Genomic DNA, 26,974 nt, shown 5'->3' on the forward strand with positions numbered 1-26,974 from the left:
CTTGCTCCTAGCTGAGTGAGGCGGTACGGGTAAAAACAGGGGCTCCGGCGATCCACGTCGAGTCAATCTGCGCGGTGTGCAGGTCCTCGTCGGCGAGGGCGAACGGGTTGGGCTCGATGACCACGAGGTTCGCGAGATAGCCCTCACGGACATAGCCGGTGTCGTGATCGCGGTGGTTCACGTAGGCGGATCCTGACGTGTACGCGGCGAACGCCGTCGCGAGGTCGAGGCGCTGGTGCTCGCCGCCGAGCGGGCCGGCGTCGTAGTCGGGGACGACGCGGTTCACCGCGACGTGGATGGCCAGCAGCGGGTCGGCCGAGGACACCGGCCAGTCGCTGCCGGCGGCAAGGCGGGCGCCGCCGCGCACGAGGTCGCCGAACGGGTACTGGCGGGCGACCGCCCCCTCCTGCATGAACGGCAGGGTGAGGGTGTCGATCTGGTCTTCGTGCGTCGCCCAGAGCGCTTGGAGGTTCGCGACCGCGTCTACCTCGGCAAATCGCGGGGCCTCGGCCTCCGCCACCACCTGCAGGTGGGCGAGGTGGTGACGGCCGTCGCTCGGGCCGTTCGCCGCACGCGCCGCACCGACCGCGTCAAGCGCGTCGCGCACTGCCTTGTCGCCGAGAGCGTGGAAGTGGACCTGCATACCCGCGGCGTCGAGGCGGGTGACGGCCTCGCGCAGGATCTCCGGGTCGATGAAGGAGATACCGTGGTTGCACGTGTCGTGCCCGTCGGCGTCGCGGTAGGGCTCGATCATCGACGCGGTGAAGTTCTCGGCAACGCCGTCGACCATGATCTTGGTGGTGCCCAGCTGGAAACGGTCAGCCGTGCCGCTCGCGCCGCGCTCGTCTCGGCGACGCAGCATGGCGTCGATCTGCTCGAGCCCGCCCTCGCGGTCGAACCACTGCGATCCGACGACGTGAACGAGCAGCGTGTCTTCCTTGATCGCGCGCTCGTAGGCCTCGATGCCGCCCAGGCCGGGGCCATTCTCCCCCAGCATGGCGTCCTGCCAGCCGGTGATTCCGAGCGCGATCAGTTCCTGCTGCGCGCGGAGCAGGCCGCGGTACGCGAGCTCGTCGCTCGTCTGTGGGCGCACCTCAGCGAAGAGCTCCATCGCGCCCTCGTGGAAGGTGCCTGCGGGGAAACCGTCCGCCTCGCGCTCGATCCGCCCATCGGCAGGATCCTGCGTGGTGGCGTCGAGGCCCGCCAGGCGGATCGCGGCGGTATTCGCCCAGGCGCTGTGGTGGTCGCGGCTCGAGACGAGCACGGGGCGATCGGGAACGATCGCGTCGAGGAGGGCGCGGGTCGGCGCCCCGCCCGGGTAGTGGTCCATCGACCAGCCGCCGCCGAGGATCCATTCCTCGTCGGGGTTCCCCGTGGCGTACGCGGCGACGATCGCGACCGCTTCGTCGGCGCTTTCGCCACCGGTGAGGTCGCACTGCAGCATTTCGACGCCGCCGCCGACGGGGTGAATGTGCGCGTCTTGGAAGCCCGGGGCGAGCAGTTTCCCGGCGAGATCGACCCGGGTGGTGTCCGGGCCGACGAGCCCGTCGGCCTCGTTTTCGGGGACAACCGCGACGATGGTTCCGGCAGTCACACCGACCGCGACACCCTTCAGCGGCAGTCCGGACCCGGCGAACACTTCGCCTCCGGTGAACAGCACATCGACAGCCATTGTCGTCTCATTTCATCGTTGAACAGATGTCGTGAGCGTAACCAGAAAACAATCTGCTTGTCAACGCAATTGACAACTCGTGTGCGAACCGTAATCTTGAGGGTAATCAGGTGTGAGAAAGTTCGCCCACACTCTGTGCCACGATTGACGTGCAACGTTGCGCGAGAAGGAGACACGATGGCACTCGACACCACCGCCTTGCAGGAACAGCCCTCGCCGGGAGCCACCAAGGTGCGCCTCGACGCCCCCTCGATCATCGCCGCGGCCCTCGAAGTCACGGCGAGCTCAGGATCCATCAGGCTCTCCGCAAAGGCGCTCGGCGCCCACCTGGGGGTCGACCCCACGGCGATCTACCGGCACTTCCGCAATAAGGGCGAGCTCATGGAGGCGCTGCTCGATGAGCTCAGCCTGCGCAGCCTGGCCGCGGTGACCGCGCCGCCCAGCGAGTGGCAGGACCGGCTGCGCCAGCTTGCCAATGCCACTCTCGTCGAGTTCTGCACCCACCCGGCGATCGCCGCTGAAGCGATGGTGCTCACCACGCACGGCCCGGGCGAACTCGCCGCGATCGAGCTCATGCTCGATGCGTTCACCGAGGCAGGGCTCGACCCCGATGAGGTCGTCCAGCACTACGCACTCTTGTCCTCACACGTACTCTCCACCGCGTCCGGCATCGCCCGCGCGCGCGCCGAGGGTCACTTCGCCCACCGCGGCGGGGACCTTGAGTACTCTCCCTGGTTCGACGGCCCGGTGCTCGGCGACCCGCGGCTGCACCCGCGCATCATGGAGCTCACCGCGCAGCTCAACGGGCTCGACGATCGCGAGATCTTCGTTCGGGGTGTCGAGTCGGTGATCCGCTCGGCCGAGCACCTCGCGGCCGGCTAGCGCCGCACCGCGAAGGGGCTCAGGTCGATGGGGCGGCCGCCACTCTCGACGGCTCGGCCGGCGATGAGCGAGGCGACAACCTCCCCGGTCACCGGTCCGAGCGAGAGCCCGTGCATGTTGTGCCCCGTAGCCACGATCGCCTCGGGCCGGCCCGCCACGGCGCCCAGCAGGGGCATCCCGTCGGCGGTCATCGGGCGGGCACCGACCCACTCCTCGGTGCGGGCACCCCAGTCGGCGTCAGCGACCAGCTTCGAGGCAAACCGCGTCAACACCTCAATGCGCGCCGGGTTGAGTCGCGTGGGGTGGCCGTCGAATTCCATCATGCCGACGATGCGCAGTCGCCCGTGCATCGGAATCGCGACGCAGTGGAGGTCCATCGCGTGGATGAGGGTGCGTGGCAGCTGGGCGACCGGCACGGTGTAGCTGTACCCCTTCCCCGAGACGACGGGGGCCGAGCGGATGCCGGAGCGGCGCAGGATCGGAGTTGTCCACGCCCCTGCCGCCACGACGACCCGGTCGCCCGAGACGGTCACCTCGGCGCCCGTCCGGTCCATGCACACCACGCTCGCGCCAGCGCCGAGCCGGCGGGCCTCGAGTCCGGTGCGCACCTGGGCGCCGGCCGCCTGAACGTGCGCGATCATGCTCGCGGTAAAGGTGACGGGGTCGAGCGAGAACTCCCCCGGCAGCATGAACCCGCCAGTCACCCCGGGCTGGAGCGCAGGCTCGTGCGCGGCAAGCTGTTCACCCCGCAGGATCTCGCCGGGCGCGGTCCCCCACCCGTTCGCCGCGCGCGCCCGGTACGACGCGTGCCCCGCGAGCAGGATCCCCTCGTTCGAGCTGGTCATCAGAAAGCCGTCGCCACCGCCGGAGGTGTCGATACCGTCCGCGGCCATCTGGTGCAACGCCGGCAGCAGCCCGTCCGAGAACTGCGCAAGCGCCACGGCACCCGCACGCGCCCGCACCCGGCCTGAGGAGCGCAGGAACCCGAGGCCAAAGCCGGCCAGGCGGGGCAGCGCGAGCGCCGAGATCGAGAGGTAGGACGAGCGCGTAAACACGCCCGTAATGACGTCCCTCGCAGTGTTCGGCGAGGCGAGGGGGGCCACCTGCTGCGGAGTGAGCTCGCCGGCGTTGCCGGTCGCGGCGCCGCTGCCGAGCCGGTCCCGCTCGACGATCGTGACCTGGTGCCCGTCGCGCAGCAAACTGTAGGCGGAGCACAGACCAATCAGGCCGCCGCCCACGACGATCACATGCTGGCCCGTCACGAGGCGGCACCGCGTGTTGGCCGCGCGGCTTCGAGCAGCGAGGCGGCGCGGACCTCCGCGGCGAACGCCTCGACGAGAGCACGGCTGACGACGGTGTTCTCGTCATCCACGGCCAGGGCTTCACGGATCATCTCGGCCCGGTCGAAGCCCTCATCTCCGAGCGCCGCGTCGTCCCAATTCGCGAGGTTCGCGGCGCCAGCCTCTGGGTGGAACTGCACCCCGCGCACGTGCGCGCCGATGAGAAAGGCCTGGTTCTCGACCGCGTCGCTCGACGCGAGCAGGACCGCCGACTCGGGCAGCCGAGTGATCATGTCCTCGTGATTCTCGATCATGGGGGCCGCAGCGCCAAAGCCGACGAACAGCGTGTCTTCGCGACCTCGCGCGGTCGGGCGAATGACAGTGCTGCCGCGCTCTTTCGGACCGTAGTTTGCGCGCACCTCACCCCCGTCGACGTCAGCGATGACCTGCGCCCCGAGGCAGATGCCGAGCGTGGGAAGGTCCCGATCGATCGCCTCGCGCACGAGTGCCCGCTCCTGCACCAACCACGGTGCGTGCGCGTAGTCGTCCGGCATGAACCCGCCACCGAGCAGCACCAGCCCATCAAAACCCGCGAGGCCCGCGGGCAGGCCGTCCCCGCCAAACACCTCGTGCACATCGGCGCCCGCGTCCGAGAGCCAGGTGCCCAGCCTCCGGGGGCCCGAGTCCGGGTGGTTGATCACAACAAGAATGCGGGGCGCGTTAGGCAAGTCTTCTCTCCAGTTTCATTGTTGTATCGACGGCCGGAACAATCGCTGCCGGTTCCGGTTCGCCGGCCCTCCCGGCGAGGAAGGCCTCGTAGTCCGGGTCGGCGCGCTCCAGCACGCGCAGCACATTCTCGCTGGCCAGGCCGCGCAGCTCGTCCTCCGACCAGCCTCGGCCGCGGAGCTCCGCGAACAGCGCCGGGTACCCGGACACGTCGCCGAGCCCGTCGGGCATCGAGTCGGTTCCGTCGTAGTCCGCGCCGATGCCGACCGCCTGCGGCCCGGCCACCTCGCGGATGTGATCGAGGTGATCCGCGACGTCCGCGACCCCCACGTGTGGCGGATCGCCGGTCTCTCCCGCCTCGACCCACTGCCGTCGCGCTTCTGTGAGGAACGAGGGCACGAAGGCGACCATGACGACACCCCCGGACGCGCCAATCAGCGCGAGCACGTCGTCGGGCACGTTACGGCGGTGCTTGCACAGCTCCCACGCCCCGGAGTGACTGACGATCACCGGGCGCCGGCTTTCCGCCAGCACGTGACGCATCGTCGCCGGGGCCACGTGGGCGAGGTCGACCAGCATGCCCACGCGATTCATCTCGCGCACCACCGCTCTGCCAAAGTCGGACAGGCCACCGTGTCGCGACTCGTCGGTCGCGGAGTCTGCCCACCCGGTCGTCCGCGACCAGGTCAAGGTCAGATACCGGGCGCCCAGTCGCGCGTATTGGCGCAGTACGGCGAGGGAGCCGCCGAGCTGTTCCCCGCCCTCGACCCCGATGAGCGACGCGATACGCCCGTCGCGCATCGCCGCGCGCACCTCGGCGGCGGTCCGCGCCGATCGCAGGTGTTCCGGGTACGCGTCGATCAGCCGCTGCACGAAGTCAATCTGCTCGAGGGTCGCGACCACCTGTTCGGCGCCCGCGAGCACCGGGTCGACCCACACCGACCAGAACTGCCCGGTGACCCCGCCCAGCCGGAGGCGAGCGATGTCGGTGTGCAGGCTCGGCACCGACTCGTCGAGCCCGCCGGTGGCGTAGCCGCGCAGCTCCCGGCAGGCCCATGCCAGGTCGTTGTGTCCGTCGATCACGGGTATCAGTGCGCTCACGAGCGGACCCTGCGCTGCGTCGAGAGCTCGTCGACCGCCGCCGAGTCGAAGCTCCGACTGGCCCACTCAATCACTCGCTCCACGTCCACCTCGTGCCCGAGGCCGGCGGCCCGGGGCACCGGAACTCGGCCGCCCAGGGCGCGCACTGGCGGGCTGACGATGTCGCTCGCGTAGTACTTATCGGAACCCGATACGTCGGACGGCAACGAGAAGTTCGGGAGGGAGGAGATTGCCACGTTGGCCGCCCGGCCCACCCCGAACTCGTGCATGCCCCCGCACCACACGGGCACCTCGGCGGCGGCAGCGACGTCGTGCGCCCGCTTCGCCTGGGTCAAGCCGCCCATGCGGGAGACCTTGATATTCACGATTCGTCCCGCGTCGAGCCGCAGCATCGTCTCGATGTCCTCGACCCCGACGATCGACTCGTCGAGGCAGACGGGCGTATCAATCTGACCCTGCAGCTCGGCATGGGCGAGGAAGTCGCGCACCCCGAACGGCTGCTCGATCATGGTGAGCGCACTCTCGTCGAGCGTCCGGAAGACCGCCGTCGACTCCGCGGTGCGCGGGTAGGCGCCGTTCGCGTCGACGTGGAGGTCGATGCCGGGGAAGGCCGCGCGCACGGCACGGACGACCTCGACGTCCCAACCCGGCGCGATCTTGAGCTTGACGCGCCCGTACCCGGCCTTGAGCTGGGCCGCCACCTGCACGAGCAGGGCGTCGATCGACGACTCAATTCCGAGAGACACCCCCGCGACGACCTCGGTGCGGGTGCCGCCAAGCGCCGCCGCGAGCGATACGCCGCGTCTGCGTGCGTGCAGATCCCAAGCGGCACCGACGAAACCGGCCCGCGCAAACTCGTTCCCGCGCACCTTCGCAAACGCCGCGTCGCAGTCCTCAGGGCGACTCCACTCCGCGCCCAGCGTGGCCGGGACCAGGTAGCGCGTGGCGATCTCCCAAGCGGTCTCGGTCGTTTCCGCGCAGAAGTAGGGGTCGCTCGGCGACGCGATCTCGCCCCAGCCGACGGCCCCGTCGGCGTCCGTGAGCTCGACGAGCACGTGGGCAATGGCCGACTTGCGGTGCGAGCTCGTCTGGAAGCTGTGCAGGAGCGGCAGCCCCAAAAGAAACAGTCGCACCCGATCGATCCGCATCGGCGGCGTCATTCTTGCGGCACCTCGTGGTCGGGATCGGGGCGATACAGGCCGAGTTCGGCGGCGTACTTGTCCCGCATCGAGAGACGCCGACGGGCGCCCTTCGCACTCGCCGTCGTCAACGTGCTGAGCAGGTGACACACCGCGGCCACCGCGGTCGGCGAGTCGGCGTACGAGGCCGATCCGGTGTGCACGCGGATCAGCACACTCGCATAGGGGGCGAGCGGCGCGTCCTCGCTGTCGGTGATGACCACAAGCTGCCCACCCGCTTCATGGAAAAGCCGTCCGAGCCGGATCGTCTCCTCGCGATACCGGCGCATCGAGAACACCACAAGGACGTCGCTCGAGCGCACATCGGTGAGCACGGTGATCGGGGTGAGCCCGAGCCCGTCAATGAGGAAGACGTTCGACAGGGTGGCCGACAGGTCCGCGTTGAGCAGCTGCGCGTACGCCGCGGCCTTCCCTTCGCCGCCGATGTAGCGGCGGCGAGCACCCAGGATCAGTGCGGCGGCCCGCGGCATCTCGCCCGTCGCGGCGAGCTCATCGAGCGTCTGCGTCAGCGATCGCACCTCGCTTTCGATGACGCGCGCCTGAATGCCCTCCGCGGAAAGGTTCGTGCGAAATCGCTCGCCGAACCGGTCGCGGGGTGACACGAGGGAGCGGTCAAGGTCACCGTTCTCATCCGAATTCATGATTGCTCCTGTCGAGGTACTGCTGGTGAAGGGTGGTCCGCGGCGAGCGCGGTTCGCGGAACGAAAAGGTACGCGGTCGTTTCGGGTTCGAGCCGCCGACAGTCGATGATCACCCGTCCCGCCGCAAACTGGGCGCGAAGCGTGTCCGCGAGGCGCGTACGCAGGTGCTCGGCCGCGCCGGCCGCGGCGGGCAACGGCACCCAGACTGCCTCGCCCTGCGGCACCGCCTGGCCCCAGCTGCCGCGGTCGAGCAGCGGCGCGGCAGTTTCGCGCAGGTCGCTCGCGTGGTCGGCACCCGTGCCGAGCGCCCATTCAGCCAGCAGACGGTCCGTGCCCGGGCGCCCGTAGTAGTCGGCGAGGTAGTCGGTTCCGATCGCACCGAGCGTCGAGAAGTTGAAGTGTCCATTGCGCACCAGGACTGGGTCGAAGGTCCACCGCATGCTCCGGTGCCCCCAACGCTCGGCGACCCGGCGCTGCAGCATCTTCAGCTGCCGTCCGAGGCCCTTGCCCTGGAACTCGGGGTCGACCACCGTCGCCTGCGAATAGTGGTACTCGCTCCCGGAGGCATCTTTCCCCGCAAACCCGTAGGCGAAGCCGACAAGCCGCTCGTCGGCCGTGAATACTCCGACCACCGAGCCACCGTTGTCCTTCAGCGCGAAGAGCAGGTTCGGGTTCAGCGCGAAGCTGGGGTCCTGGTACGCGAACACCCGGCCGTAGAGTTCGTTGGCCGCCTGCACGTCCTCAAACCTCAGGAGTTCGCGGCCGATCAGCCCGGGGCGCCCCGACGCTCCGCCCGCGCCGGCGGGGTCGAGGTGCGCGACAATTGCGGCACCCACCGGGGACGAAATGATCATTATATGTTTCCTATAAATCGGATGATCGGCGTTTGATGGCTAATGTTATGGGGCTATTGCCAGACATTCAAGTGTCAGATACGTTTCGTAACATGAACACCAACGCATCGAGCAAACGTGGCAACGCCGCCGCGGTCTCCCTGCTGCGGGAACTCGTCCATATTGAGACTCCCTCGCTGAATGTCGCCGCGAGCGCGCGGATCGCCGAGGTGCTCACCTCGCACTTCACTGAGATCGGCGCCGAAGTCACGCTGCGTCCGACCTCCGCCGGGACGAACCTCATCATCACCGCTCCCGGGGTGGGCGAACCCCTCCTCCTCGTCGGCCACACCGACACGGTGTGGCCGGTCGGAACCCTCACCGGGGCAATGCCCTGGCGCGAGACGGACGGCAAGCTCGCCGGCCCCGGGGTCTACGACATGAAGAGCGGGATTGTCGTCATGCACGCCGCGCTCTCTCGGCTCGCAGGGACGCCACACCGCGCCGTGCGGATCGTTCTCGTGTGCGACGAAGAGGTGGGCTCCCCCACCAGCCAGGCGGTATTGCGAGAGGCCAGCGCCGGAACTGTGGCGGCCCTCGGCTTCGAGTCCCCCCACCCCGATGGGGCCTTCAAAATCGGCAGACTCGGCAGCACGCGTATCAAGCTCACGGCCGGTGGACGGGCCGCACACGCGGCGCTCGACCCGGAACTCGGGGTATCAGCGATCGACGAGCTCATTGATCAGCTCCTGCACATCCGAGCGATCACGGCCTCGCCCGAGCTTCCCTCGCCGGTGCTCAGCAACATCGGTGTCATCCGCGGCGGTGCCCTCACGAACGTCGTACCCGCCAGCGCAAGCGCCGAGATCGGCCTGAGATTCGGCGATCCGGCGACCGAGGAACACGTGTTGCGGGCGATCGCCGCGCTGACCCCGGTCCGCTCCGGGGCGACCTTCGACTGCGAACAGCTCAGCCACCGGCCCGCGTGGTTGGCCTCCGCGGCGGACCGTGCGCTACTCGAGACGGTTCGCACTGCCGCGCTCCGCGTCGATCAGCGCGTCGAGGGGCGCCCGGCCAGCGGCGCCGGCGACACCAATCTGCTCGGCTCCCTCGGCCACCCCACGCTGGACGGATTTGGCCCGCGAGGCGGCGGGGCTCACGCCGAGAACGAGCACGTCCTGATCGATTCGCTGCACGAGCGCATCGAGCTCCTGGTGGCGGTGCTGATGCCATGATCCGAATCGTAAGGCCGGATCAGCGCCGGGGCGCCGCCTCACGCGATGGCCGGCACGGCACCGACAAGATCCCTCCATAACACGCCGATCACGAGAGCCCAAACCACCAGAAAGCTATACAAGCCGCCGCGGCGCACCCTACTATCGGGGTACCTCGGTACGAGAAATTACGATTCATATCTTTGAATCAGCACGGTCATGATGGAGTGGACGATGCGCGAATACGGTCAAGCCAGGCGGAGCAACGTGGCCCGCCCGACCCCGACCGTCCGCACGCGCCCCACCCCGCTGGCCCGCAGCCCCCGAATCACTCTGACTAACCCGTTTGACCACGACCGCATTAAAGGAGATCCGGTATGAAAACAGTGAAAGCTCTGGTCGGCATGGCGGCGGCACTCGCCATCATCGCCGCGCCCCTCTCCGCGGCACAAGCCGCCGATGAACCCACCGAGTCCTCGCTCCGCCTCTCGAGCTCAATGGACGAGATCGACACCCTCAACCCGTTCACCGCGGTGTTCAACGAGGCGCTCATCGTGCTGGACTACGAGTACCAGCCGCTCGCCGGCATCAACGAGACCGGCGATTACGGCGGGATCCTGGCCGACGACTTCTCGGTCGACAACACCACCTGGACCTATCACATTCGTGACAAGGCGACGTGGTCCGACGGCGAGCCGGTCACCGCGGACGACGTGGTCTGGACGTATGAGGCGGTCATGGGGAGCAAGCCCCTGCAGGTGGCCAACGGCGAGTCCGTCGGTAACATCAGCTCGGTGACCGCGGTCGACGACAAGACCGTCGAGATCGAAACCGCCGCCCCGACCCCGCTGCACCCCGGGATCCTGCCCATCGTGCCCAAGCACATCTGGGAGAAGATCGACAACCCCGAGGAATACCCCAACACCGAGGACGTCGTCGGCAGCGGCCCGTTCATCATCGAGGAGTACAAGCAGGGCACCTCGATCACGCTGAAGTCGAACGAGCACTACTGGAACGGCCCGACGGGCGTCGACAAGCTGCACATTGTGGGCTTCAAGAACACCGACGCCGCCGTGCTCGCGCTGCGCAATGGCGAGATCGACATGCTCGGCGGCCTCAACTCTGCCCAGTTCGACTCACTCGCTTCGGTCGACGGCATCGAGCCCTATCAGGTGGAGTCGAAGCACTTCTTTAACCTGACGCTCAACGGTGGCTGGAAGACGACAGGCGGCGAGGCCTACGGCACGCAGAACCCGGTCCTCGAGGACCAGGCGTTCCGCCGGGCGATCGGCCAGGCGATCGACCGCAAGGTGCTCGTCGAGAAGGTCATCAACGGCCTCGGCAGCGAGGGCCCGACCATCCTGCCCCCGGGAAGCCCCGGCGGATTCTTCACCGAGCTCGAGGGTGTCGCCCTCCCGCAGGGCGTCGAAGAGGCAAAGAAGTCGCTCGAGGCCGCCGGGTACACCACCGACGCTGACGGCAACCGCCTCGACAAGAACGGCGCCCCCATCACGCTGCGCATGATGTTCAACGGCGGCAGCACCTCAAACACGGCGGCGTCCGAGTTCATCGAGTCGTGGTTCAAGGACCTCGGCATCGCGATGGAGCTGAAGAACACCAACTGGGACGAGATGGGCGAGCTGATCCCCAAGGGTGACTACGACACCTACATCGATGGCTGGGGCGTCTCGCAGGATCCCGATTACATGCTCTCGATCAACGTGTGCAGCACGCTGCCCGACGAGCCCGGCGTGTCGAGCTCGTCGCAGTCGGGCATGTGCGACCCCGAGTACGACAAGGTCTTCGAGGCGCAGCACACCGAGCTCGATCCCGAGAAGCGTAAGGAACTCGTCACCGAAGCGCTGACGATGATTTACGAGTATGGCAACACCGCGATGTTCTACTACGACGACGCGCTCGGCGCCTACAACTCCGACCGCCTCGACAACCTGCTCGTGGTCAACGGCTCGCCGAACAACCGATTCTCGATTGCTCAGGCCACCATCAAGGGCGCCGAAGGCGAGTCCGGCGACGGCGGATCCGGGGTCCCCGCGGTAGCGATCGGCGTCGGCATCGCTGCCGTCGTTCTCGCCGGCGGCCTCATCTTCGCGATTCGTCGCAAGAAGAGCGTCGACGACCGGAAGTAGGTAGGCCCGAAATGAATCGCGAGAATCCGAGCACCACCGCCCCCGACACCGGGGCACCGCCGCACTCTCCCCGCGCAAGCGACGAGGCGGCGGACGTCCGGCACACCGGGAGCACCTGGAGATACCTCCTGGTGAAGGCGGGTGGCTCCGCAGTGAGCCTCCTGATGGTGGTGGTGCTCGGATTCTTCGCATTCCGGGTCCTTCCCGGCGACCCCGTGGCCGTGCTGACCCGCGGCCGCCAGGTCACGAACGAGCAGATTGCCCAGTTGCGAGATCAGCTCGGCTTGGATCGCCCGATTCTGGTCCAGTTCTGGGAATACCTCGTCGGCCTTCTCAAAGGCGACCTCGGAGACTCCTTCGTGTTCCGCACCCCCGTGACGCAGCTCATGGGGCAGTATGTCGGCCCGACGCTTCTGCTCATGAGCGTCTCGATGGTCCTCACCGTCAGCATCGGGGTCTGGGTCGGTCAGCGTGCCGCGTGGAAGCGGGGCGGCTGGTTCGACCGCTCCGCGACCTGGACCTCGCTGTTCTTCTGGTCGATGCCCACCTTCTGGTTCGGGCTCCTCCTCCTCCTCGTCTTCTCGGGCACGGGACTCTTCCCGAGCAGCGGCATGACCACGGTCGGCGCCGGCTACACCGGGTGGGCTTACGTGCTCGATGTCGCGCGCCACCTGGTGCTCCCGGTCCTGGCGCTCTCGATCGCTTCGTACGCCCAGTACGTCCTCATCATGCGCTCCTCACTGCTCGAGGAACTCGGGCAGGACTACCTCGTCACTGCGCGAGCCAAGGGCCTTCCCGAGGACCTCGTGCGGCGCCGACACGCGCTTCCGAATGCGCTCCTGCCGACCGTGACCATGATCTTCCTGCAGCTCGCAGGGCTCATCAGCGGAGCTGTCACGGTCGAGACCGTGTTCTCGTGGCCGGGGCTTGGATACCTCACCTTCCAGGCGATCCAGGGCCCCGATTTCCCGGTCTTGCAGGGCACGTTCGTCGTGTTCTCCTCGATCGTGATCTTCATGAACTTCTTCGCCGACATCCTGTACCGGGCGATCGACCCGCGGGTGCGCGCAGCATGAGAGGCGAGACGACTATGGACACTGCAACCGTGGCAATTGCCAGCCCCCGGCAGCTCGCGCGCCGACGGCGGGCGGACGCGTTCCGCGCCAACTGGCGCGCCTTCGCGCGACAGCCGGGAGGTCTCCTCGGGCTCGTGGTGCTCGTCATCGTGACGCTCCTCGCGGTCTTCGCCCCGGTCATCGCCGACGTCTCCGTCCTCGACCCGACGAAGGCCCCGGGCAGGCCATTCGAAGCGCCGTCGGCCGAGTTTTGGTTCGGCACCGATCATCTCGGGCGCCCGGTGCTGCCGTTGCTCATCTGGGGCGCGCGCACCTCGCTCACGGTCGGCATTGCCGCCACGATCATGTCGATGGTCATCGGCACGTTGATGGGACTGCTCGCCGGCACCATGCGCGGCTGGCGATCGGCCGTCATTATGCGCGTGATCGACTTCTTCCTCGTAATTCCCGGGCTGGTGCTCGCGATCGTGCTCGGCGCGGTGCTGGGATCGAGCACCTTCACGATCGTCGTTGCGATCGGCGTGACCTCGTGGGCCGGCACCGCCCGCATGATCCGGGCGCAGACACTCTCGCTCGAGTCGCGCGGATACGTCGAGCGTTCTCGGGCGCTCGGGGCGTCGCAGGCGCACATCACCTGGCGGCACATCCTCCCGGGAGTAATGCCGCTCGTGCTCGCCAACACCTCACTCGCCGTCGGCATCGCGATCATCTCTGAGGCGACGCTGGCGTTCCTCGGGATCAACGGCGGCGGGATCTCCTGGGGCACGATGCTCCAGCAGGCAATGGGCAGCGGCGCAGCGGTGGCGGGATTCTGGTGGCTCATTGTCGCCCCCGGCCTCGCGATCCTCGTCGTGGTGCTCGCCTTTACGCTCGTCAGCCGGGCGCTCGAAACCGTCGTCAACCCGACTCTGGGAGACCGCTAATGTATGCGCTGCAGTTCGAAGACGTCTCGATCTCCTACCGCACCCGCGACAGCGACGGTGCGCCGCTCGACTACGCGGCCGTGAAGCACGTCAACCTCACCCTGCCGCGAAAGGGCACGCTCGGCATCGCGGGCGAGTCCGGCTCCGGAAAATCGACGCTCATCATGTCGGCGCTCCGTCTGCTCCCCGACAGCGCCACGGTCTCCGGCAGCATCCGAGTCGGCGATCACGACATGAACGAGCTGAGCTGGGGCCAGGTGCGGGCCGTGCGCTGGAACGAAGCCTCGATTATCTTCCAGGGAGCCATGCACTCGTTGAACCCGGTGCAGCGCGTCGGGCGCCAGATCGCCGAGGCGATCCGGCTGCATGACCCGAATGCCCGCCGCTCGGGTCGGGACGACTACCGGCCCCAGGTCCTCGCGTTGCTCGAGCAGGTCGATCTGCTCCCCCACACCATCAACGCCTACCCCCATGAGCTCTCGGGTGGGCAAAAGCAGCGCGTGATGATCGCCATGGCGCTCGCGTGCGACCCCGACATCATCATTGCCGACGAGCCCACCACCGCACTCGACGTCATCGTGCAGGAGCGCGTGCTCGACCTGCTCACAAAACTCGTCAAGGAACGCGGCCTGTCGCTGCTCATGATCACCCACGACCTCTCCGTGCTCGCGCGGACCTGCGACGAGATCGCGGTCATGTACCAGGGCGAGATCGTCGAGACCGGACCGTCCCGCGAGATCCTGGCGAACCCCCGACACCCCCACACGCGCGCCCTGACCGACGCGGTGCCCGTGATTGGAGATCCGAAGAGCCGCCTCAACCCGGCAAGCCGCAAGCAGAGCGCGCCGGGAGAAACCACAGCACTCCCGGTAATCGCCTCGGGCGTCGGTGCCGAGATCTTGAGCACCGACGATCTCACCGTGAGCTTCCACACGAGGGTCGGGAACGTCACCGCAGTGGACGGGGTCGACCTGAGCTGCCGCGAGGGCGAGATCACGGTGCTCGTGGGGCAGTCGGGATCCGGCAAAACCACCCTGGTGCGCACGGTGCTCGGGCTGCAACCGCCGAGCAGTGGCGCGGTGCGCTACCGCGGTCAGCCGCTGAGCCGCCGGGCGCGCGATCTCCGAGATTATCGCGGCAGCGTGCAGTTTGTGCTGCAGGATCCCATGTCCGCGCTGAACCCGAAGCACACGGTCTACGAGATCATCGCGGAGGGAATCCGCATCCAGGGCTTCGGCGGCGACGAGCGCGAGCGCGTGCGACAAGCCCTGCTCGCAGCCGAGCTGTACCCGCCAGAGCGCTTCTTCACCAAGCTCCCGAAGGAGCTCTCGGGCGGCCAACGCCAGCGCGTCGTGATCGCGGGCGCCCTCGCGCTCGAGCCGGACTTCCTCATCGCGGACGAACCGGTGGCCTCCCTCGACGCCTCCGTCCGCGGCGAGATCCTGGCGCTTCTGCTGCGCCTGAAGCGGGACTTGGGCCTCGGCTGCTTCGTGATCACCCACGACCTCGGCGTGGCCTGGAACATCGCGGACCGGGTGCTCGTTATGCACCGCGGCAAGATCGTGGAGGCGGGGAATGCGGAGGACGTCCTCCTGTCGCCCCAGCACGACTACACCCGGCAGCTCCTTGCTGCCGTACCCACGATGGGCGCCCCAGAGGCCTCGGAACGGAGCGGCGCATGAACACCCCCCAGCTGACGCAGGACGCGCTGAGCGCGCTCAGCGCGCAGGCACAGGATCCGCGCCTGGGCGCCGGCCGCATCCAGGTGCTCGACGCCGATAGCGGCCGCTCGCTCCTCGAGCGCGCGGCCTGGCGTCCCGGCGAGACCGCGAGCGTCATGAAGACGATCACCTGCGCCGCGGCGCTCAGCACCCTCGGACCCGCGCACCGGATCGAGACCCGCGTGCTTCGCGGGAGCCGGTCCGGCGAGATCGTGCTCGTCGGCGGGGGCGATGTCACGCTGAGCCGCGTCCCCGGCGACGGGGCGACCTTCTACCCCGCCCCCGCGCGGCTCGACCAGTTGGCCGCGCGGACGCTTGCGGCGCTGGGCGGTACCCCGCCGAGCCGTATCGTGCTCGACGACTCCCTCTTCGCGGAGAGCGAGTGGCGCGAGGACCAGTGGCTCGAGGAAGATCGCGACCCCGGCGGATACATCCCCCGCATCTCCGCACTACAAACGGACGGCGACCGCGCGGATCCGGTCGCTGATGACAGTCCCCGCAGCACGGACCCCGCCGGCCGCGCCGGTGCCGAGTTTGCGGCGCTGCTCGGCGGAGACCCCGAAATCGTGCGCGGTCGCGCCGAGGCGGGAGCCGAGTGTCTCGCCTCGGTGTCGTCGCCACCCGTCGAGGCGCTCGTCACCGAGACGCTGCGCAGCTCGGACAATGCGCTCGCGGAGGCGCTCGCTCGGCTCGCGGCGCTAGCTGCCGGCGAGGACGCAAGCTTTGCCGGCCTGGAGCGGGCCCTCAAGGCCGAGCTCGCGCGGTTCGGTGTCCCGCTCGACGGCGTGGAGCTGCTCGACGGTTCCGGCCTGAGCGCCGGGATCAGGGTGCCTGCGGCCACCGTCGCCGATCTGCTGCGGCGCGCTCGCCTGCGCGAGGGCGTGCTGGGCATGCTAGACGACCGGCTCACGCGCTCGGGGCCGGAAGGCACCCTGTCGAAGACCCGCTTCACCGGGGACAACGCGGTCGTTGCCGGCGCCGTGCGCGGCAAGACTGGCTACATCGAGAGCGTGCACTCACTCGCCGGCATCGTCCGCACCGTCGGCGGGACGGACCTGGTCTTCGCGGTCTTCGCGATGGGCGACGACTTGCCGCCCGACTCCGAGGCGAAGCAGGCGGTAGACGACTTCGTCACGCAGCTGCACCTGCGCGGCGACGCGCTGCTCGAGTTGGACGCCGCGATCGTCCTCGCGGACTAACGGGCCAGCCTGATCACGCGGAGCGGGCGTCCACGCGATCGAAGACCAGCCGCGGCTGGTCGTCGGCCGTGAGGGTCGCGGTGAGACCGCACCCGATTGGGAAGGACGACACCCGCGCCCCGTGGCCGAAGCGCAGCCCCCAGACGACCGGGATCCCGAGCGGTGAGAGAAGCTCCTCCATCAGAGCGCGGATGTCCTCGACCGGGCCGCAGTCGACCCAGGTGCCGAGGCCGACCGCTGCGGCACCATCGAAGTAGCCCGAGCGCAACAGGATCTGCATGAGCGCATCCAGGCGATAGGCCGACTCGTGGATCTCCTCGAGCAGCACGATCCGGCCCTCGGCGCGGGTCCGCGTGCCGGGATGCGACCCCGTGCTCATCGCGAGCAGGCTCACGTTTCCGCCGGTCAGCTCGCCGTGCGCGACGCCCGGCACGAGGGTCGCGGTCTCGAGGTCGCTCGCGACCTCGAGCGGCCCATCACCGAGCACGGCGCGGCGCAGCGCGTCGACGTTCTCGGGGCTATTGAGCAAGTCGCCCGTGGCGATCATGGGGGTGAACCAGGTCGGGACGCCAAGGTGTTGTTGCCAATACTCGTGAAGCGCGGTGATATCGGAGGAACCGAAGAGCGGCTTCGGGGTTGCCGCCGCGAGCGCTTCGGGGTCGAGGTGATCGAGTACCCGGATCGCGCCGTAGCCACCGCGCACACAGAACACTCCGCTGATCTCAGGGTCGGTCCACGCCCAGGTGAGGTCTGCCGCCCGGTCCTCATCCGCACCCGCCAGGTAGTCTGCCCTGGCGTGACGGTCGGCCACGTGCGGGGCCCGCACGGGCACGAGACCCCAGGAGCGCAGGAGATCCTCTCCCTTGGCGATCGCCTCCTCCTCAGAGGCTCCCGACGGGCTGATCAGCGCACAGCGGTCACCCGGTTGCAGCGGGCGAAGCGCGGCGGCGATGCGGGCGTTCTCGGTCATGTCGCTCCTTTGAGACGGATTTCCTGATGGTGCCTCGCGCATTTGCGCGCAGGTGGCCCACCAGTTCCCTCATCTTACGAATCATAAGAAGCCCGCCGCAAGTACCCCATTCTTCGAGAAGCAGCAATAAGATTGCGAAAGACGCGAGCACAGGCAACCCCGACACGCTGGTGTTATGTGACGTAACTTTCTGCCCGCTAGACACAGATTCCCATCCCGAGCCCTCAGAGAGGATGGCTAGGCGTGAAACCATCGATGACCCCGGCCGAGCTGTGCGCGCACCTCATCACGTTCGACACATCGAACTTTGGCGATGGCGACAGCCGCGGCGAGACGCCCCTCGCCGAAGAGATCGCGCGGATCCTGCGCGCCGCAGGCTACGCGCCCCAGCTGTACGCCCCCGAGCCGCATCGCGCGTCGGTGGCGGTGCGGGTGCACGGCCGGGATCCTGCCCTGCCCGCCCTGCTGGTGCACGGTCATCTCGACGTCGTTCCTGCCGAGCCGTCGCAGTGGGCAAGCCCGCCGTTTGCGGGCCAGATTCGCGACGGCTACGTCTACGGGCGGGGCGCGAGCGACATGAAGGGCACCGTCGCGATGATGATCGTGACGCTGCTCGAGTGGGCGCGGGACGGGATCGCCCCGCAACGCGACATTCTCTTCCTCTTCATCGCGGACGAGGAAGACCGTGGGGCCTGGGGATCACACTGGATTGTGGACGCCCACCCCGAGCTCTTCGCCGGGGTCACCGCGGCGATCGGCGAGTCCGGAGGGAACGCCATGTGCCTGCCCTCCGCCGCGGGCCCCGAGGTCACGGTGTTCCCGATCGCCGTGGCCGAGCGGGGGACGCTCCATATGAAGCTGCGCGCCGAGGGGCCGGCGGGCCACGGGTCGCGACCCACGCCCGACAGTGCCGTCACGAAGCTGCTGGGGGCGGCCCACCGGATCAACACGCACCGGTGGCCGCTCCACCTCGTCGAGCCCGTGCGCGAGTACATCGCGGGCACGAACGCCGCGCTGGGATACGTCGCAGACCTCGACACCGAGGCGGGAGTCGAGGCGGCCATAGCCCGCATGGGCGCTGCGGGCGAGGTGGCGCGGGTCACCATCCGCTGCTCGGCGACGACGACGATGCTCAGCGCGGGCTACAAGGTCAACGTCATCCCCGGGGTGGCCGAGGCCGAGGTCGACGTTCGCTGCCTCCCCGGCACCTTCGAGTCCACCCAGGCGACACTCGCCGAACTAATCGGTCCGGATGTTGCGTGGAGCTTTACCGATCCGAGCCGACCCACGCAGTTTTCCTCAGCCTCCCCCTGGTTCGCCGCGATGCGCGACGCGCTGCTGCGCTATGACCCAGAGTCGGCCGTGGTCCCGTTCTGCATGGGCGGCGGCACCGACGCCAAGGCATTCGCGACGCTCGGCATCGAGTGCTTCGGATTCACGCCGCAGACCGCGGACCCCGAAGGCCGCACGAGCGCCGGCGTGCACGGCATCGACGAGCGCATCCCAGTCGCGTCGGTCAACGGCGGGCAGCTGATCCTGAGCGACTTCCTGCTCAAGGTGTAACCGACGCGGCCGATATCTCGAGTCGCTGGATGCGCGGCGGCTCGAGCGGCGACAGCTCAAGCACGACGCGCGCGGAGCCCGCGGCCCCCTCTACCTGCCACTCGGCGCTCGCCGCGGTGGGGAACGTCGGGGGCGCCGACCGAGCGCCATCTCCGACCAGCGCCGCGGCGCGCAGCCGCCGATCGTCGGCCGAGTCGTCGAGGGCGACCACCGGATCGCACTCACGCTCGAGGAAGCGCAGCCAGTCGTCGCCGCCCCCAGAGGCGAGCAGCGCGGTGACGGCGCGCACCGCCGACTGGGTTTCGGGCCACGGCTCGGCCGCAGTCTGCGCAGCCCCGACGGCTTCCGCGAGCGCCTGCGTCACTATCCTTGAGACCCCGCTATAGCGGGCGTTCTCGAACCCCACCGCCGCGATGCCGCTGACGGGGTGCCAACGCATGTGCGCACTGAAGCCCGGGTACCCGCCCGAGTGCGAGACAACGGTGCCGAGTCGCTCATCAGCCTCAATTACCAACCCGAAACCGTAGGCCGCGCTGGAGCCCGTCCCCGCGGACGAAATGAGCGTCTGCGGCCGTTGCATCTCGCGGCGGCTCGCGGCCGAGAGCACACGGTCATCACGGCCGACGGCGTCACCACAGGCCTCGAGCAGCCAGCGTGACCAACGCAGCAGCGCGGCACCAGAGGCGAAGATCCCGCCGATGGCAGAGAAGGCGCCGGGTCCGCTCACCGGTTGAGCGCTCCACTCACCCCCGACCCGCGCGTACCCCGTCGCGACGCGGCCCGTGCGCGGCTCCGAGAACGTCACCTCCCCCAGGCCAAGCGGCAGGACCAGCTCATCACGGACCTGCTCGGCGAACGGTCGCCCGTCAAGGTGTTCGCACACCCGCCCCAGCCAGGCGAAGCCGAGGTTGGCGTACTCGTAGCCGCTGCCCGGCGCCCGCACCAGGCGCACGCCGTCGGCGCCGAGCGCGTCAAGGAGACCCGGAGCCATCGACTCCTGCCGGTCGGCCCACGCATCGTCGGTTGGCAGCCCGGCCGACATAGACATCGCCGCGCGCACGGTGATCACCGGATGGCCATCGCCGATGAGGAGCGGGGCCACTGGGAGGTGGCGGTCGATCGGGTCATCGAGGTCGAGCAACCCGGCGTCGCGCAGCTGCAGCACGCGCGCCGCCGTGAAGGACTTGGTGCACGACGCGATGCGGAAACTCGTATCGAGATCGGGCGCGCTCCCATCACCAGCGTCGCCCCGGGCGGCGAGCAGGGCGCCGACCCCCGGTCGCTCGACCGCGAGCAGGGTTGCGGGGGCTTCGCGTGCGGCGGCGAGCGCGTGAAGGCCGTGCGGTGCGGCGTCGGAATCGGGCATTGCGAGGGACTCCTCCGGTCGAACAACACTGATCTCTCGCCCACTATAGGCTACGTATCTTGCGGTCGAGGTGTAGGCTCAAGCACGCATTTGTTCCCGTTTCAATGAGTTTGCGGGGGCTCATGTGGCTCGGGCGACGCAATGTTGCGATACGTAAGAGGAGGATCTTGTGAACCAACCCGATTTCGGTCTCGGTGACGCCGCGGGCGGGGTGGTCAGCGACTACTCCGACGGCGTGCCCATGATCTCTTATGCCCTGGTGGACGCGGACGGCGCCGTGCTGCGCGCGTACGACGCCGAGCGTTCGTATTACTCCGCGTCGACCGTCAAGATCGGCGTGCTCGTCGCCGCCCTGCGCGAGGTGCAGCGCGGCACGTGGCACCTCGACGACGAGTGGCAGGTGACGCACGAGTTCACCAGCATGGCGCCGGGCGCCGGGCGCTACGTGATGGAGGTCGAGGAGACCGAGCCGACGCTTGGCTCCCCTGGCCACACCGTCACCCTGGCGCGGGTGCTCGAGCGGATGATTGTGGTGAGCGCGAACTGCGCCACCAATATGTGCTTCGAGGCGCTCGGGCCGGACCCCATCGCCACCGCCTTCGCCGAAGCGGGGGTACACCACACCGCCATGCAGCGTCCCTACTCGGACGAGGCGGGCCTGCGCGCCGGACTCACGAATCGCACCACGGCACTCGACCTGGCGCGATTTATGGCCGCGCTCGTCCGAGGCGAGCTCCTCGATGCCGAGCGGACCGCCTACGCCATGCAGCTGCTGCGCGAGCGCGTGGATCCGGTGATCGGCGTGTCTGCCGCGGCGCTCGCCGCCGCGAACGGCTGGCAGCTCGACACCGGCGGCAAGGGGGGCAGCGTGGAGGGGATCGGGCACGACCTGGCCTTCCTCAACATCGACGGCCGCATGCTCTGCCTGTGCATCTGCACGCGCGCCTATCTCGGCCCGCAGTACCAGGCTGCCATTCAAGCGATCACCGCCGCGCTCCTCAGCGACCCGACCCTGCGCGTTACCCCGGCACAGTGAACGCACCCATCGCGTCTTTCGCGCTGCTCGGGGCGGACGGCGTGCCGTTGGCCGGGCACGAGCCGGGCCGAGAGTTCTACGCGGCGAGCACCATCAAGCTCGCTGTGGCAGCGGCGCTGCTGCTCGCGGTCGACGCGGGTGCGCTGAGTCTCGCGCAGACCGTGCCAAGTCGCAGCGTCTTCTCGAGCAGGATTCCCGGCGCCCCCGACTTCGCCTTCGACTGGGACGAGGTCGACCCGGGTTTCCCCGTGCCGGGCACGCCGGTCAGCCTGGGCTGGTGCCTGGAGCGGATGCTCATCGTCTCGTCCAACGAGGCCACGAACCTCCTCGTCGAGACCCTCGGGCTCGACGCGGTGCGCGTCGCCTGCGAGCAGTTAGGGGTGCCGGGCGCACGGATGACCCGCCTCATCGGCGACTACGCGGCGCGCGAGGCCGGTTACACGCACGCGGCGTCGGCGCTCGATCTCGCGCGACTCATGTATGCCGTGACCGCTGGCCCGTGCCTCTCCGAGGCGTCGCGCGCGCACCTCATCGGCGTGCTTCGCGCGCAGCGGTTCCCCATGATCGCCGACGCGCTCCCCGCGGGCTCACCGTGGGCGTCCAAGAGCGGCTGGGTCGACGCAATTCGGCATGACGTGGCCGCGATCGGCACGCCCGGCGCGGACGACTTCCGAGTGCTCGCCATCTGCACGGAGGGGTTCGAGGCGCAGGGCGCTCAGGCGCTCATCCGGGCTATCGCCGGAGCGCTGTTCCCCGCGCGTTAGCCGCCCGGAGCCGACCGATCCAGCCCCGCGGCCCCCGGCCGTCCACGCCGCAGCACGCCGCCCGCCCGCGCTCCCGTGGCCCGACCGCCCGACCACGCGAGCTGACCCGCCACGAGTACCGCGTCCACGCCGGTGGCGAGCTGCCAGGGCTCCGCGAAGGTCGCGCGGTCCGCGATGCCCGCCGGATCGAACAGCGTCAGGTCGGCGACCGCGCCCGCCCGAACGATGCCGCGGTCGGTCAGGCCCAGCCGGGACGCCGGGAGCGAAGTGCACTTTCGCACCGCCTCCTCGAGCGAGATGACCCCCTGCTCGCGCACGTACTGGGCAAAGACCCGAGGGAACGTCCCAAACGCTCGCGGGTGCGTCGTGCCGTGCCCCGTGGGCTCGAGCGGCCCGCCATCGCTCGCAATGGCCACCTGGGGGTGCGCGATCGCGGACCGCAGGTCGTCTTCCCGCATCGCGTGGTTGATGATCCCTGCCACGCCGCCGTGGGCGGCGAGCACCTCGAGGGCAGCCTCGGCGGGCGCCACCCCGAGCGTGCCCGCGATCTCGGCGAGCGTCGACCCCCGCGCGGCCAGAAACCGCCCGGCCGAGAGCTGGTTGATGACGATCCCGGCGGGGTCGAAATCACCGGCGTCGAAGCGCTCTGCCAGGGCGGTCTGGATCCGCGAGCGGGTCTCGGGGTGCCCCAGCCGCGCGCACAGCGCTTCCGCACCCCCGTCGAGCGCCCAGACCGGCAGCCGCGAAGCGAGCGTGGTGCCCGAGGCGGTGTACGGGTAGACGTCCGCGGCCACGTCCAGGCCCGCGGCGCGGGCGGCGTCGATGCGCTCGAGCACGAGCGGGACCTGTCCGTGGTTCGCCGGCCCCATCGCTTTGATGTGCGAGATCTGGAGCCGGGGCGCACTGCCGGAGCCCGTCGCCGCCCCGGCCGCGGCGATGGCCTCATCCACCGCCTCGAGCAGGCGACCCGTCTCATCTCGGATGTGACTCGCATAGAGCGCCCCGCGCAGGGCCGCGACGCGCACCAGCTCGGCCACCTCAGCCGGCTCGGCAAATGACCCCGGGGCATAGATCAGGCCCGTGGAAAGACCCCAGGCGCCCTGGTCGAGCGATGCCGTGACGATGCCCCGCATCGACCCCAGCTCCTGGGCGCTTGGCGCTCGTCGCTCGCCGCCGAGCACCGCGATGCGCACTGGGGCGTGGCCGAGCAAGGGCAGGACGTTGAGCGCTGGAGCTGCCGCGTCCACGCGATCCGCGAAGCCCGACAGGTCCCGCCAGTTGTAGCTCGGGCCGCCCCCGAGAAATGCGCTCCAGTCGCGCAGCGCCGCCAGGTCAGCGACGGGAAACGGCGACCACCCGCAATTGCCGGTCACGATACTCGTCACTCCCTGCGCGAGCTGCCCCGATGCCGCGGCCTCGGTTTCGACCGTGTAGTCCGCATGCGAGTGCAGATCGATGAAGCCGGGGGCGACGACGAGTCCGCCCGCGTCGATCACCGTGGCGTCTCGATCCAGGCGTCGCCCGGGCGTGAGCACCCGTTCGATCCGACCATCGCGTACCCAGACGTCGGCGCGCACCGCGGGCTCGCCGCGGCCGTCGACCACCACACCGCCGCGAATGTGGATCGGGGTGCCCGTCGCTGCGTTCGTCACCGGCCACGCTCTTGAACCCGCTGCGCGCTCAGCGGTTCCCCATTACGGCACGTATCATCGGTGATCGCCATGAGGTCATGCTACTCGGGGATTGAAAACACGGGCCGGATTCGGAGCACTCTCGCCCCCATCCGACCCGCATCATCAGTGCCGCGCGGCGCCGCCGAGCTATTCGCCGGCTTTGAGTGCCTGCAGTCGCAGGTCGACCTCGCTCAGCGAGCCCAGATCGTCGAGCTCGTTGAACTGGGCGTCGAGCGTCGAGGCGGCGAGCTCCGCCTGACCGCGCACCATCGCCTCCTGGCGCTTCACCTTGTCCTCGAAGCGGCCCAGCTCGCTCGTCGGATCGAGAACGTCCAAGTTCTTCACCGCGTCCTGCACCTGCCCCTGCGCCTGCGCGACCTTTCCGCGCGAGACGAGCTCGTCGCGCTTCGCCTGCAGCTGCACGAGCTTCTCTCGCATCGTCTGCAGGCCGGTCTTGAGCTGGTCAACCACCTGCTGCTGCGCCTGCACGCTCGGCTCCGCGCTCGCCACCTCCTTCTCGAAGGAGATCTGCTTGGACAGCGCGACCCGGGCCAGGTTATCGAAACGGTCCGCGTCAGCGACATCGCCCGAGGCGCGCAGCTTCTCGGCCTGCGCCGAGGCGGCCTTCGCCTTAGTGCCCCACTCGACGATCGCCTGCTGGTCCTCGACCAGGTCAGCCTCCATCAGGCGCAGGTTGCCGATCGTCTGGGCGACCGAGCTCTCGGCGTCAGCAATGCTGTTCTTGAAGTCGCGCTCGATCTGGTTGAGCATCTTCTCCGGGTCCTCGGCTGCGTCCAGGAGCGCATTAATGTTTGCCTTCGCAAGCTGCGCGATTCGACCAAGGATTGACTGTTTTGCCATGTCGGTTTCCTTTCCTCTTGTTCCACCGAACCCATTCGGAGGAGGTTCTCTCGCCTACCGGCCTGGCAGGCGAAGCACTGTGTGCGGTCACTTCCCGTGGGGGTGCCCCGGGCTAGAACCGCCCGCCGCCGCCGCGGCGCCCGCCGCCACCCGAGCTGCCCCGGCCGATCGAGCCGCCGCCGTTCCAGCCGCCGCGGAAGCCGCCGCTGGAGCCACTCCAGCTGCCGCCCGAGCTGCCCGATCCGCCGCCGCTCAAGATTCCGCCGAGGATCCCGCCCAGTACCGCACCGCCGAAGCTGCCGTTCGACCCTCCGCCGACGGTGCCACCCGAGCCGCCCCAGGTCCCGCCGCCGCCGGGGCCGCCCCAGCCGTTGACGTCGGACGAGGCGAGTTGGTACGCGGCGCGCGCGTACTGGCTCGCCTGCAGAGCGCTCTGGTACGAGCGGTTTGGGTCGCTCTCGGCAACCTGCTCCGCAGCCTCCAGCTGCCGGCGCGCCTCCGACAGCCTGGTGCGCGCCTGGGCGCCGATGGCACCGCGCCTCGTCTCGATGAACTGCTCGGCGGCGAGCACCTCGGCCCGTGCCGAGGCGAGCGCCTCGTCGCGGGCGGCCGCGGCGCGCTGGTGGCGCTCCGCCGCCTCGCGGGCGGCGCCGATGGCCGAGTCGATCTGCACGTTGGCTGCTGCCGCGGCGGCAAGTGCACGAACGGGATCACCTTGGGCGCCGGCCTCAAGCACCGCGGTGACCTGCTGCGCGGCGGCCCGCATCGCCTGCCGGTCGGCCTCGGTCGCGGTGGCCGCGAACTGGCCGGCGAGCTGGAGGTCCGACCGCAGGTCGGTGTAGGCGGCCTCGAGTTGACGCGTCCCCTCCGCGAGCTCTCCTCGCTGGCGTTCCGGCGCAGCCGCGAGCAGGCGCGCCTGCTCGAGCGCCGCTTCTGCCGCGCGCAGCGTGACTGCGGCGGCGGCGTTGTCTCCGCTCCCCAGCTCGCGAGTCGCCGAGTCCACGCACTCCGCGACGAAGCGGAGGCGCGTCGCCCCTTCCTCGATGCCCGCTCGCAGGGGCCCCACAACCGAATCCGCATACTCGGCGGCGAGCGCTGCAACGGTCGCCTCGGCGGCATTCAGGCCCGCCGAAACCTCCGCGAGCTGCGCCTGCACCCGCGCCAGAACCTCGGGCGCGCGCTGCTCGACCTCCCGCAGCCGCGAGAACGACTCGGTGTGCGTGTCGAGGGACTCCTTCGCCGCGGTGCAGTTCTGAATGATCTCTTCCAGCCAGGCACGGCGGTCCTCGTCGGAATCGGGGAGATGGTCGTCGAGCTTTTGCCGCAGCTGGAAGGCGGACTGTAGCTGGGCGCGGGCTGCGGCGATGGCCGCCGAGAACGGCTCGGCGACAGCTTCACCGAACTGCGCCTGGGCGAATCCGAGTTCCTGTTCACTGCTGCGCAGGTCGTCATCGACGCGCACGAGTAGACCGCTGGCCTGCGCCTCGAGCTCGTCGAGCGTCAGCGCGGGGGCGTCACCCGCCTGTTGCGCAGCCTTCTTGCGCGTGCGCCGGGCGATCGTGACGCCGGCGGCGATGCCGCCGACCACCACCACCCCGCCGACGACTGCAACCACCGTGCCCGTCCCCGAGCCGCCAGCCGGCGGGTTCACGACCGTGTTCTCGAGTCCATCGAGGGTCGCGGTGATCGCCCCCGACCAGTCGCTGTCTTTGAGAGCGGGCCGCACATACTCGCTCGTCAGCGTCTCGTATTGCTCGTCGGAGACGAGGTTCTCGGCGGCGTTCAGGTCGAAGAGGCGATCCTGCACCGCCACGCTCAGCAGCACCCCATCGTCCCCGAGGAAGTTCTTCTGCGCGGTCGCCGCACCCCACTGTTCTGGGTCGGCCGGCGAGCTGAACTCGTCAACGTAGACGACGAACAACTGCACACCGTGCTCTTGGGCGAAGGCGCGCACCTGCCCTTCAAGGTCGCCCACCTCCGACCCGAGCACCCCCGCGGAGGTGTCATCGATCACGTAGCCGCCGTTGAACTCCGGGGGCTCAGCAGCCGAGGCAGCCGTGGGGGCGAGCCACGCGAGTGCGAGCAGCGCGCACGTACCCAGAGTGATGGCAATTCGCTTCATTCCGT

General features: G+C 69.2%; 22 protein-coding genes. 10 read left to right on the forward strand and 12 right to left on the reverse strand.

Annotation, left to right across the window (positions count from 1 at the left end):
• Positions 1-7 precede the first annotated feature (7 nt).
• Positions 8-1,672 carry an amidohydrolase gene (locus KOE53_RS05285; protein ID WP_188057685.1) on the reverse strand — a complete coding sequence of 555 codons (1,665 nt, stop codon included), beginning with the start codon at positions 1,670-1,672 and terminating at the stop codon, positions 8-10.
• Between the two features lie 177 nt (positions 1,673-1,849).
• Between KOE53_RS05285 and KOE53_RS05290 the strand changes: the two genes are divergently transcribed.
• Positions 1,850-2,554, forward strand: a complete 705-nt coding sequence (locus tag KOE53_RS05290; protein ID WP_188057686.1) for a TetR/AcrR family transcriptional regulator — start codon at positions 1,850-1,852, stop codon at positions 2,552-2,554.
• Here KOE53_RS05290 and KOE53_RS05295 read toward each other — a convergent pair.
• The 6 genes from KOE53_RS05295 to KOE53_RS05320 are packed head-to-tail and all read right to left on the reverse strand — an operon-like array spanning position 2,551 to position 8,355.
• The gene (locus KOE53_RS05295) at positions 2,551-3,816 is read right to left on the reverse strand and encodes an NAD(P)/FAD-dependent oxidoreductase (RefSeq protein WP_188057687.1); all 1,266 of its coding nucleotides are present in this window, start codon (positions 3,814-3,816) and stop codon (positions 2,551-2,553) included. The genes KOE53_RS05290 and KOE53_RS05295 overlap by 4 nt on opposite strands.
• Positions 3,813-4,562: a type 1 glutamine amidotransferase gene (locus KOE53_RS05300; RefSeq protein WP_188057688.1), complete on the reverse strand. Its 750-nt coding sequence runs from the start codon at positions 4,560-4,562 to the stop codon at positions 3,813-3,815. Before KOE53_RS05300 ends, KOE53_RS05295 begins: the two co-directional genes overlap by 4 nt.
• Positions 4,555-5,661, reverse strand: coding sequence for a dipeptidase (locus tag KOE53_RS05305; protein ID WP_353055587.1), 1,107 nt, complete (start codon positions 5,659-5,661; stop codon positions 4,555-4,557). The genes KOE53_RS05300 and KOE53_RS05305 overlap by 8 nt, the downstream gene beginning before the upstream one ends.
• Entirely contained in the window at positions 5,658-6,821 is a 1,164-nt protein-coding gene (menC, locus tag KOE53_RS05310; RefSeq protein WP_251364167.1) for an o-succinylbenzoate synthase, read from the reverse strand. Before menC ends, KOE53_RS05305 begins: the two co-directional genes overlap by 4 nt.
• Entirely contained in the window at positions 6,818-7,501 is a 684-nt protein-coding gene (locus tag KOE53_RS05315; RefSeq protein ID WP_188046468.1) for a MurR/RpiR family transcriptional regulator, read from the reverse strand. The genes menC and KOE53_RS05315 overlap by 4 nt, the downstream gene beginning before the upstream one ends.
• Entirely contained in the window at positions 7,498-8,355 is an 858-nt protein-coding gene (locus KOE53_RS05320) for a GNAT family N-acetyltransferase (protein WP_188046469.1), read from the reverse strand. Before KOE53_RS05320 ends, KOE53_RS05315 begins: the two co-directional genes overlap by 4 nt.
• A 92-nt stretch (positions 8,356-8,447) precedes the next feature.
• On the opposite strand from KOE53_RS05320, the gene KOE53_RS05325 reads away from it, so the two are divergent.
• The 6 genes from KOE53_RS05325 to KOE53_RS05350 all read left to right on the forward strand — a co-directional run bounded on the left by KOE53_RS05325 (position 8,448) and on the right by KOE53_RS05350 (position 16,614).
• Complete coding sequence (locus tag KOE53_RS05325) at positions 8,448-9,569, forward strand: M20/M25/M40 family metallo-hydrolase (RefSeq protein ID WP_188057689.1); 1,122 nt, start codon at positions 8,448-8,450, stop codon at positions 9,567-9,569.
• A gap of 356 nt (positions 9,570-9,925) precedes the next feature.
• The gene (locus KOE53_RS05330) at positions 9,926-11,695 is read left to right on the forward strand and encodes an ABC transporter substrate-binding protein (RefSeq protein ID WP_188057690.1); all 1,770 of its coding nucleotides are present in this window, start codon (positions 9,926-9,928) and stop codon (positions 11,693-11,695) included.
• An 11-nt stretch (positions 11,696-11,706) separates the two neighbouring features.
• Positions 11,707-12,771 carry an ABC transporter permease gene (locus tag KOE53_RS05335; RefSeq protein ID WP_188046472.1) on the forward strand — a complete coding sequence of 355 codons (1,065 nt, stop codon included), beginning with the start codon at positions 11,707-11,709 and terminating at the stop codon, positions 12,769-12,771.
• A 14-nt stretch (positions 12,772-12,785) separates the two neighbouring features.
• Positions 12,786-13,694, forward strand: coding sequence for an ABC transporter permease (locus tag KOE53_RS05340; protein ID WP_188057691.1), 909 nt, complete (start codon positions 12,786-12,788; stop codon positions 13,692-13,694).
• The gene (locus KOE53_RS05345) at positions 13,694-15,376 is read left to right on the forward strand and encodes an ATP-binding cassette domain-containing protein (protein WP_188057692.1); all 1,683 of its coding nucleotides are present in this window, start codon (positions 13,694-13,696) and stop codon (positions 15,374-15,376) included. The genes KOE53_RS05340 and KOE53_RS05345 overlap by 1 nt, the downstream gene beginning before the upstream one ends.
• Entirely contained in the window at positions 15,373-16,614 is a 1,242-nt protein-coding gene (locus KOE53_RS05350; protein ID WP_188046475.1) for a D-alanyl-D-alanine carboxypeptidase/D-alanyl-D-alanine-endopeptidase, read from the forward strand. Before KOE53_RS05345 ends, KOE53_RS05350 begins: the two co-directional genes overlap by 4 nt.
• A gap of 13 nt (positions 16,615-16,627) precedes the next feature.
• On the opposite strand, the gene KOE53_RS05355 is transcribed toward KOE53_RS05350, so the two are convergent.
• Positions 16,628-17,584 carry a S66 peptidase family protein gene (locus tag KOE53_RS05355; RefSeq protein WP_188057693.1) on the reverse strand — a complete coding sequence of 319 codons (957 nt, stop codon included), beginning with the start codon at positions 17,582-17,584 and terminating at the stop codon, positions 16,628-16,630.
• A 243-nt stretch (positions 17,585-17,827) separates the two neighbouring features.
• Here KOE53_RS05355 and KOE53_RS05360 point away from each other — a divergent pair, with 243 nt between their 5' ends.
• The gene (locus tag KOE53_RS05360; protein WP_215401668.1) at positions 17,828-19,147 is read left to right on the forward strand and encodes a M20/M25/M40 family metallo-hydrolase; all 1,320 of its coding nucleotides are present in this window, start codon (positions 17,828-17,830) and stop codon (positions 19,145-19,147) included.
• Here KOE53_RS05360 and KOE53_RS05365 read toward each other — a convergent pair.
• On the reverse strand, positions 19,137-20,513 hold the full coding sequence (locus tag KOE53_RS05365; RefSeq protein ID WP_188057694.1) for a serine hydrolase domain-containing protein: 1,377 nt from the start codon (positions 20,511-20,513) through the stop codon (positions 19,137-19,139). The genes KOE53_RS05360 and KOE53_RS05365 overlap by 11 nt on opposite strands.
• 169 nt (positions 20,514-20,682) lie before the next feature.
• Between KOE53_RS05365 and KOE53_RS05370 the strand changes: the two genes are divergently transcribed.
• Together KOE53_RS05370 and KOE53_RS05375 are read left to right on the forward strand one after the other, a co-directional pair.
• Positions 20,683-21,549, forward strand: coding sequence for a serine hydrolase (locus KOE53_RS05370; RefSeq protein WP_188046478.1), 867 nt, complete (start codon positions 20,683-20,685; stop codon positions 21,547-21,549).
• Entirely contained in the window at positions 21,546-22,313 is a 768-nt protein-coding gene (locus KOE53_RS05375; protein WP_188057695.1) for a serine hydrolase, read from the forward strand. Before KOE53_RS05370 ends, KOE53_RS05375 begins: the two co-directional genes overlap by 4 nt.
• Here KOE53_RS05375 and KOE53_RS05380 read toward each other — a convergent pair.
• From KOE53_RS05380 to KOE53_RS13695, 3 genes are all read right to left on the reverse strand, one after another.
• Complete coding sequence (locus KOE53_RS05380; RefSeq protein WP_215401669.1) at positions 22,310-23,965, reverse strand: N-acyl-D-amino-acid deacylase family protein; 1,656 nt, start codon at positions 23,963-23,965, stop codon at positions 22,310-22,312. The two genes, KOE53_RS05375 and KOE53_RS05380, sit on opposite strands and share 4 nt — an antisense overlap.
• 168 nt (positions 23,966-24,133) lie before the next feature.
• Entirely contained in the window at positions 24,134-24,847 is a 714-nt protein-coding gene (locus KOE53_RS05385; protein ID WP_188046480.1) for a PspA/IM30 family protein, read from the reverse strand.
• Between the two features lie 112 nt (positions 24,848-24,959).
• Positions 24,960-26,969 carry a TPM domain-containing protein gene (locus KOE53_RS13695; RefSeq protein ID WP_188057696.1) on the reverse strand — a complete coding sequence of 670 codons (2,010 nt, stop codon included), beginning with the start codon at positions 26,967-26,969 and terminating at the stop codon, positions 24,960-24,962.
• Between the last annotated feature and the right edge of the window lie 5 nt (positions 26,970-26,974).

Source organism: Leucobacter sp. CX87, from assembly GCF_018682295.1.
GTDB lineage: Bacteria > Actinomycetota > Actinomycetes > Actinomycetales > Microbacteriaceae > Cx-87.

Coding starts and splice junctions, on each gene's coding strand:
- KOE53_RS05285 (WP_188057685.1), bottom strand. CDS start 1,672: ATGGCTGTCGATGTGCTGTTCACCGGAGGCGAAGTGTTCGCCGGGTCC.
- KOE53_RS05290 (WP_188057686.1), top strand. CDS start 1,850: ATGGCACTCGACACCACCGCCTTGCAGGAACAGCCCTCGCCGGGAGCC.
- menC (WP_251364167.1), bottom strand. CDS start 6,821: ATGACGCCGCCGATGCGGATCGATCGGGTGCGACTGTTTCTTTTGGGG.
- KOE53_RS05315 (WP_188046468.1), bottom strand. CDS start 7,501: ATGAATTCGGATGAGAACGGTGACCTTGACCGCTCCCTCGTGTCACCC.
- KOE53_RS05320 (WP_188046469.1), bottom strand. CDS start 8,355: ATGATCATTTCGTCCCCGGTGGGTGCCGCAATTGTCGCGCACCTCGAC.
- KOE53_RS05325 (WP_188057689.1), top strand. CDS start 8,448: ATGAACACCAACGCATCGAGCAAACGTGGCAACGCCGCCGCGGTCTCC.
- KOE53_RS05330 (WP_188057690.1), top strand. CDS start 9,926: ATGAAAACAGTGAAAGCTCTGGTCGGCATGGCGGCGGCACTCGCCATC.
- KOE53_RS05335 (WP_188046472.1), top strand. CDS start 11,707: ATGAATCGCGAGAATCCGAGCACCACCGCCCCCGACACCGGGGCACCG.
- KOE53_RS05340 (WP_188057691.1), top strand. CDS start 12,786: ATGGACACTGCAACCGTGGCAATTGCCAGCCCCCGGCAGCTCGCGCGC.
- KOE53_RS05345 (WP_188057692.1), top strand. CDS start 13,694: ATGTATGCGCTGCAGTTCGAAGACGTCTCGATCTCCTACCGCACCCGC.
- KOE53_RS05350 (WP_188046475.1), top strand. CDS start 15,373: ATGAACACCCCCCAGCTGACGCAGGACGCGCTGAGCGCGCTCAGCGCG.
- KOE53_RS05355 (WP_188057693.1), bottom strand. CDS start 17,584: ATGACCGAGAACGCCCGCATCGCCGCCGCGCTTCGCCCGCTGCAACCG.
- KOE53_RS05365 (WP_188057694.1), bottom strand. CDS start 20,513: ATGCCCGATTCCGACGCCGCACCGCACGGCCTTCACGCGCTCGCCGCC.
- KOE53_RS05385 (WP_188046480.1), bottom strand. CDS start 24,847: ATGGCAAAACAGTCAATCCTTGGTCGAATCGCGCAGCTTGCGAAGGCA.
- KOE53_RS13695 (WP_188057696.1), bottom strand. CDS start 26,969: ATGAAGCGAATTGCCATCACTCTGGGTACGTGCGCGCTGCTCGCACTC.